Source organism: Cupriavidus sp. MPR-AND1C, assembly GCF_058809705.1.
In genome coordinates, this window is record NZ_JBXASU010000065.1 from 34,818 (window position 1) to 41,499 (window position 6,682).

The 6,682-nt window shown below is 55.9% G+C and carries 7 protein-coding genes and 1 pseudogene; 2 read left to right on the forward strand and 6 right to left on the reverse strand.

Features of this window, described 5'->3' with window-relative positions; genetic code table 11:
• Nucleotides 1-219: 219 nt before the first annotated feature.
• A complete protein-coding gene (locus tag AC1RWI_RS27410) occupies nt 220-834 on the reverse strand; it encodes an H-NS histone family protein (protein WP_492869882.1) in 615 nt (204 codons plus the stop codon).
• Between the two features lie 155 nt (nt 835-989).
• The gene (locus AC1RWI_RS27415; protein ID WP_492869883.1) at nt 990-1,817 is read right to left on the reverse strand and encodes a hypothetical protein; all 828 of its coding nucleotides are present in this window, start codon (nt 1,815-1,817) and stop codon (nt 990-992) included.
• A gap of 164 nt (nt 1,818-1,981) precedes the next feature.
• On the opposite strand from AC1RWI_RS27415, the gene AC1RWI_RS27420 reads away from it, so the two are divergent.
• Complete coding sequence (locus tag AC1RWI_RS27420) at nt 1,982-2,272, forward strand: hypothetical protein (protein WP_492869884.1); 291 nt, start codon at nt 1,982-1,984, stop codon at nt 2,270-2,272.
• On the opposite strand, the gene AC1RWI_RS27425 is transcribed toward AC1RWI_RS27420, so the two are convergent.
• The gene (locus tag AC1RWI_RS27425; RefSeq protein ID WP_492869885.1) at nt 2,248-2,442 is read right to left on the reverse strand and encodes a hypothetical protein; all 195 of its coding nucleotides are present in this window, start codon (nt 2,440-2,442) and stop codon (nt 2,248-2,250) included. The genes AC1RWI_RS27420 and AC1RWI_RS27425 overlap by 25 nt on opposite strands.
• A gap of 385 nt (nt 2,443-2,827) precedes the next feature.
• On the opposite strand from AC1RWI_RS27425, the gene AC1RWI_RS27430 reads away from it, so the two are divergent.
• On the forward strand, nt 2,828-3,868 hold the full coding sequence (locus AC1RWI_RS27430) for a DUF4917 family protein (protein ID WP_492869886.1): 1,041 nt from the start codon (nt 2,828-2,830) through the stop codon (nt 3,866-3,868).
• A gap of 332 nt (nt 3,869-4,200) precedes the next feature.
• Here the strand turns inward: AC1RWI_RS27430 and AC1RWI_RS27435 are convergent, their stop codons facing one another.
• The 3 genes and pseudogenes from AC1RWI_RS27435 to AC1RWI_RS27445 form a co-directional block, all read right to left on the reverse strand.
• Nucleotides 4,201-4,704: a DNA-deoxyinosine glycosylase gene (locus AC1RWI_RS27435; RefSeq protein WP_492869887.1), complete on the reverse strand. Its 504-nt coding sequence runs from the start codon at nt 4,702-4,704 to the stop codon at nt 4,201-4,203.
• Nucleotides 4,694-6,463, reverse strand: coding sequence for a recombinase family protein (locus AC1RWI_RS27440; RefSeq protein WP_492869888.1), 1,770 nt, complete (start codon nt 6,461-6,463; stop codon nt 4,694-4,696). The genes AC1RWI_RS27435 and AC1RWI_RS27440 overlap by 11 nt, the downstream gene beginning before the upstream one ends.
• A 51-nt stretch (nt 6,464-6,514) precedes the next feature.
• Nucleotides 6,515-6,661: pseudogene (locus tag AC1RWI_RS27445) on the reverse strand (DNA-deoxyinosine glycosylase); the annotation flags it as partial.
• Nucleotides 6,662-6,682: the final 21 nt, after the last annotated feature.

Below are 6,682 nucleotides of genomic sequence, written 5' to 3' on the forward strand. Positions count from 1 at the left end.
AGAGGGTTGTGCGGAACCACAATGGATGGTGCCGCTTCGCTGGGTATGGTCGAGTTACCAGATCGACCGTTGCGAAGCGCAGTGGGCATCCGTCGTTTATTGGTAACGACGCGAAGCGGAGACGGCCACCCACTGGCTTGCAACAGGTCTATTTATCGGCTGCACGTCAGACGCCACAGCGTCGGCTTGTGCAGTGGCACCCGTCCGGGCGCGGTCGGGTCAGGCCGCAGCAGCGATCGGTTGCGTACTGGAATCAATAGTGGGAAGCACCTGCGCCGGCCCAGCTACCTCATTCGAGCTGATGGCGGGAACTTCAACCGTGACCTCCGTGGCGACGCTCACAACAGGAGCGACAACAGCAGTGGGCGGATCGACAGGCGTCGGAGTAGAAGCGGAGATCCTATCCTGAGCCGTATCGGCTACCGGCGCCGTGCTTTGACTAGTCTGCTTCTCAGGTACAGGCGATGCGGCAGCGGGTTTCATCTTAGACGCCGGCTCTACATACGCCGGATTCAAGAATTGCGGTTTGTTCTCTTTGGTCAGCCAAGCGGGAAGATTTCCGCGGCCGGAGCTCTCCTCGCCCGTTTTCGGATTACGGAACTTCTTGGGGCCGGTGTCTTCAGACTTGTCCATCTTTGGCGTCACGAAACCCAGCTCGGCCTTGCTGAAGCCCAGTTCTTTGATCCTGGCCAGCAGACCCGGCAGCTCCGCTTGACGCATGCTCTGCCGGATTTCTTCGCGTTGTGCCAAAAGGATGTTCCTCGCCTCGGTAATGGCCGCAACCTCCTTGTCGCAAAGCGCAATCTGGGCATCGATTTGTTGGAACTCTTGCATGGAAACCTCCGTTTAGTTGAACAATGGATGTCTCAGCTATCGCCTCGTTGGCATGTGCTGTTGACGGGGTGCATTGTTCCAATTCGGAGATTTCCCTGGAACGAACAGATCAAATCTGGGTTTCGAAACTGATCTGTTCCCGGTGAATCGGTGCGCTACTTCTTCGGAAACACGCCGTGGATAGTGTTCGAAACGTAGGCGTCGTACTGAAGCTTGTAGCGGGCAACCTGCCTTTTGACGGCCTCAAGTTCCAGCATGCTCAAGGTTCCATTCAGAAGCCGCTCTTCCTGGTCCGAGTCAAGTTCCCAGTCGAATCCCAGTTCGGTTTTGAGTTCCAACGCCATGATTTCCAGCGCTGTCCCGGCATTCGTAATGGGAAAGAACACGTGTTGCTGCGCCGCAGCATTGACGTAGAACGCCTTCTTTGCCGATTGGAAGGTACTTTGGTCGATACGACCCTGCGGTGCGTAGAGCTGATATTTGGGTGCAACCGCATCAGCCAACTTGGCGTAGTCCTGCTCAACGAACTCGCCGAGCAGGCGCAATAGCTCGTCCTTCGATACCGTGGCCGGTATCTGGATGGCGACGGCGCCGCTATCGATCCCGATGGCCGGCAGATCGATTGGCTTGACCGAAGGCACCTCGACGAAGAACAAACGCCGCTTGTCGTACAACCATCGTTGCCAACCGGCCTCGTTCCGGTGCATCGGTTTCTCGTCGTGTATGTCACCCCAGTCCGAATACACCTCGGCTACACGTTCAAACTCGGCTTCCAGCAAGGCGCACTTCTCCGCGTCGTCTGTTCGGCGTGCCATGCAATAGGCTTCGTAGTCTCGGTTCTCCTTGAGGTAGCGATACCACCACCACAGCCAATCGCTCGCTGTCTTGTCTATTACAAACGCTTCTGCCTTGTTTCCACCTGCCGGGTCTTTTGAGTAGGTCACCCGGAACATCGATGCGATCTGTTCAAGATTCGCTGCCACGATAGCTCCTCAGTCAAGCTATCGAATCTACCCCGACGGGCATTCGAACTGCAAGCGTCGTCGGCGAAAACGCCGTGAACGCTACTACCCAGTGCTGAGTGGTCGTTTCGACCACGGATAAATAGTCCGATCAGTGATTCGCCAGAACAGGCAAGGAGAAGAACATGGACAGACTGGAGCGACTACAGGCAGTCATCACCGCACACAGACAACGCTGGGCAGAGAAGTATGGATGGTTATCGCCCGAAGAATGCCGCCATCCCACGATGGAAGAAGTGATGATGGCCAATGAGGGACGCAGAATGACCCGCGAATGTAACGCGTTCATGCGTCGATATCTGGCTGAGATAGCCGCCCGAGACTCGGCTGAGCTTGGGGAATCTGCCGACGAACAGCAAACAGATACCGCCATCGACAGCGTGCAGGACGATCAGCGGAACAGCAGTCCTACCTGATTGCCGCTGCCGACGCGACGACCGTTCCACTCGAAGGTGTACCGCGCCGACGCGTCGTAGTAGCCCAGCGGCTTGCCTTCGGCGTTGTACGCGACGATATTGCCGTTGGCCCGATCCTCGGTGAAGCCGATCCTGCGGCCCGTATCATCGAACAGCGGAGTGTTTGCCATAGTCTTACCTCGCAAAGTGCAGATAACGCCATTTTATCCAACCTACGGGAAAAGGGAGCGGGAGGTGCTGAGCCCGAAGAGCCGGTGCTAACTCGCAGCGCATTGTCGTTACACACAAATCGAATGAGTTGTCACCCGCGGCGTTTCAGCAAGCATCAAAACGATGCCAGGCTGGCGGCCGCACACAACCCATTGCGGTCTTTGCGCTTGTTCAATCGAACGTCTGCAATGCAGCGAAAGCGCACATCGACCAGACCCAGATGCTGCCACCAATCACGGTCCGTGAGTTTGCGAGATAATTCGAACTCTTGTGGAAAATACCGGCACTAGGTGCAGGATTGGCCCAGCGAGATGCAGCAAAATTCCAACCGGAGGAAGAGACGCAATGCACTACAAAACATTTGAAGACGTGATGACGAGCTTGGCGAAGAAGAAACGCACAGCCCATCTCCTACTGGGCAACGGCTTTAGCATGGCATACGACAGCTCAATCTTTTCATACAACGCCCTATTCGACTTCGTCGCGAGCCTTAAGGATCCCATGCTGGCCGGAGTATTGGGCGCAATGAAGACCAAGAATTTCGAGCTGATGATGGAACAGCTAGACGCATTCTCAGCTCTCTTGGAGATTTTCGGAGGTGATGAAGCTCTCAAAGCCAAAGTGTCAGCTGCCCACGATGGCCTGCGGAAGAGCCTGATTGATGCCATTAAGTCGCTGCATCCCGAACACGTTTTCAAAGTGCCGGATGAAAAAAGTGCATCGTGCGCCAAGTTCGTGAACCGGTTCCTTGAGACCGGTGGGTCAATCTTCACGTCTAACTACGACCTTCTTTTGTACTGGGTGTTAATGCGCCAGGGTATCCCAAATGCATGTGACGGCTTTGGCCGAGAGCTTCTAAACCCCGTAGAGGTTGAGCGGAAAGTGGAGGAATCAGAATGGTCTGCGCTGCGTTGGGGGCCGAATAGATCGAAGCAGAACGTGTTTTACGTCCACGGCGCCTTGCCTCTCTTTGACACAGGGACCGCAGTCGAGAAGGAGCAGTATGACGGAGCGAGCTATCTGCTCGAAAACATCAGCTCCCGCATTGAGGCCGACGATTACCCGGTGTTTGTCACTGCTGGTTCTGGGGAAGACAAGCTGGCGCAAATCCGAGCCAACCCCTATTTAGCCGATTGTTTCGACCATCTAAGTAGTGTCGACGGTTCAGTGGTCACTTTTGGATTTGCGTTCGGCGACAGCGACCTGCACATTGTCGAGGCCCTGAACCGTGCCACGCACTTTCCATCCAAAGATGTTCCCAAACTCTGGAGCATCTATATCGGTGTCTTCTCAGAGGCAGACATGAAGCGTGCTGCGGCCCTAGAAGAACTGTTGCATGCTAAGGTCAATACATACGATGCACGGACTGCTGGGATCTGGGGGTAAGGTTCGGTCTATTGCCATGGACCAATTTACGCAGGCAGTTGACGCGCAGCTTAAGCGCTACTTGGGTTCAGCGAGCGTAATCGTGGCGGGCTTTTGAACGATGACAAATGCGTCCCAGTCCCTCCCTGGCTAAAGACGTCGCCCATATTGTCCAGGACGCCGCCGGGGACAGCCTCCGGTCTCGGCCAGCAGTTCCGTACATACCGGCCGGCCTGGATAGCCCGGCGCCGCATCTTTCGGACCGTCCTGTCCGTGGTCAGCAAGCGTCGGCCGGTGACAACTCGCAGCCTACAGTAGTTACACAGAATTCGAACGAGTTGTCACCGCCCCCATCAAGCTGACTTGGCAAGCCATACCTCCAACTCCCGCCAAGCATTCAGCTTTTCCGAATATGGCACGGTATGCGCCGGACTGCTGGAAGGAAGTCTGAGGACGTGATGGTGATCACCATGCTGCCCGAGAGCCTTCAAGCCAATACGCTCAGCCGTACCACCATTGAACGCAATCACTGCTAGATTCGGCATCGATTCGACCAAACCCAGCAGATCATTCCCAGCATGACCCCGTATCTTGCTGTCCGAGCTGCCTTCTCGCTTAGCTTCAGCCACCACATCCCATAGACCAACGCGATGCGCCAAAAGCCCTTGCAACCGCGCAGCGTAGTCCATATGAACCAAGTCTTCGCCAAGGATATCGCCGACCAACCGCCAAAAGTGATTTTGGCGGTTCGCATAGTATTGCCCCTGAGCCAATGAAACCTCGCCGGGCAAGCTACCGAGAATCAATACCCGAGTGTTGGCATCAACGACCGGAGGGAAACAGCGCTTAAGCGTCATCAGCCACCTCGTCCGCAATCAAACCTTCTATTGCGGCCATGGCCTTCTGGGAACGCATGGGGTCCATCTCCAAGACCTCTCCCTGACGAACAGTACGGCGGATACCGTTCCGCAGATACGCGATGAAATAGCGCGCAGTCCGATCCGGCTTGAGAGGTAGCTGTGAAAAATAGTCATCGATACGGCTATCGTCGAAACCACTGTCCTCCAACTGGCTACGCAGTGCTTCGATTTCATCCGATGCGAGCAAGGGGCCACCGGGGAATAGATCGAGTCGCCGGACAACCTTCTGCACCTCGCTCAGCATCCGGAAACGTAGGCGCAGCTTTTCATCAAGTTCGGTTTCCTTGGACTCGAGCTGCTCCATCAATTGGCCCAGCACTTCAAGCGATGCCTGTTCGTCCCGAGCGATGTTCGACGAAATCTGGACCTCGCTTTGCAGAGCAAGTCGCTGCTTCTTCAAGTCATTTAGCTGAGCCTCCACATCCCGCAGTCGCTGGACAAGGATCTGCATGTCGCCACCTGTTTCGATGGCCGCCATCAGATTCTTTAGCTTCGTCTCTGCTTCTTCCACCATGGCATTGCAAGCAGCCAAACTCGCCCGCTTCGCCGTCATCCCATCGTCCGCGGATGACTCGCCAAGGACGCGACGAAGGTCCAGTTCCCGCGTGAACGTGATGAACTCGGATTCGAGTTGCCGGATGTTGTACGAGACGCCACCAACGCAGCCGCTACCCTGCAACGCGCCGGAACAGTAAAGAAAGCCCGTGTTGATTCCGGGCTTACGCCGAATATGCATCGGACTCCCGCAATAGCCACACTTCGCGGTACCCTGAAAGATGTTGTAGCACTGGCCCTTTCTGCCAGCGTTCATTGTTCCCTTGTTCCGGTCTCGAGCCTTACGCATCGCCTGCACTTCATAGAAGAGCGTCTTGTCGATGATCGGTGGATAGTAATCTTCGACGAAAGTATTGGTCGTCGTGCGGCCATTGTTGTCTTGATCCATCTGCAAGACGCCGATAACAGCAATGTTTGTCAGATTGAACCCAACCGTACTGTTCTGCCAATACTTTGAATGTTGCGCTGTCGGAATACCGCGAGCATTCAATTCCTTCACGACCAGGGCATTGCCCATCCCGTCTTTCGCTAGATCGAACATCAACCGAACTGTCGCGGCATTCTCTTCAATAACTTCGTACTTCGTCTTGTCATCGGAGAGCTTGAGCCACCACGGGCAACGCCCGATCTTCACTTCCTTGTTAGCGATGACTCGCTTCTTCCTTGCCTCATACGCTGCCTTGATCCGCCTGGACTTCACGGCCGATTCTTCGTGAGCGCGCGACATGCTGACCAATGCGATCAGCAACGGCGTCCAGTCGTTTCTCAGCCGATCCTTGCTATATACAGCCCCATCGACAAGCGTGACGATGGTGATACCGCGATTGATGATGGACTGGAATACGGCGAGCGCTTCGGTCACAGGGAGACGCGACAGCCGGTCAAGCGATTCTACGAGCAGGTACGAATCGGGCTGTACCCGCCCTTCGTCGATGGCCGCGACGAATTGACCGAGGGCGCCGCGTTCGATATTCGAACCGGTGAAGGCGGAAACACCGAGGTCGCGCACGTTCAACGACTGATCCAGTGTCAATCCGTGGTCAGCTGCGTATTTTTCTGATGCTTCGAGTTGGCGGCGAAGGGAGTCGCCTCGGATCTGTTCCGGGGTCGAGAACCGGATATAGGAGTATGCGGCAGGCATGGAATCGGCACGAGGGCAGGCAGGCTGCCGATTATATCCAGCCAGGTGTCAAATTGACCAAAGGTCTTTGCGCGGATGCGCGTAATACTGCTGCGCCGCCAGCGACGCCGCGCCGGGAAAGCTGCCCAGCACCAGCACGCGGATGTGCCGATCGATGACCGGTGCAAGGCCTTGCTGTAGATCGGGGGGGAGAACCAGAGGGGATGCGGGAGATGGGAC

What these genes read in the sequence shown, in the direction of transcription:
- AC1RWI_RS27410 (WP_492869882.1), bottom strand. Translation starts at nt 834, where the DNA reads ATGCAAGAGTTCCAACAAATCGATGCCCAGATTGCGCTTTGCGACAAG.
- AC1RWI_RS27420 (WP_492869884.1), top strand. Translation starts at nt 1,982, where the DNA reads ATGGACAGACTGGAGCGACTACAGGCAGTCATCACCGCACACAGACAA.
- AC1RWI_RS27425 (WP_492869885.1), bottom strand. Translation starts at nt 2,442, where the DNA reads ATGGCAAACACTCCGCTGTTCGATGATACGGGCCGCAGGATCGGCTTC.
- AC1RWI_RS27430 (WP_492869886.1), top strand. Translation starts at nt 2,828, where the DNA reads ATGCACTACAAAACATTTGAAGACGTGATGACGAGCTTGGCGAAGAAG.
- AC1RWI_RS27435 (WP_492869887.1), bottom strand. Translation starts at nt 4,704, where the DNA reads ATGACGCTTAAGCGCTGTTTCCCTCCGGTCGTTGATGCCAACACTCGG.
- AC1RWI_RS27440 (WP_492869888.1), bottom strand. Translation starts at nt 6,463, where the DNA reads ATGCCTGCCGCATACTCCTATATCCGGTTCTCGACCCCGGAACAGATC.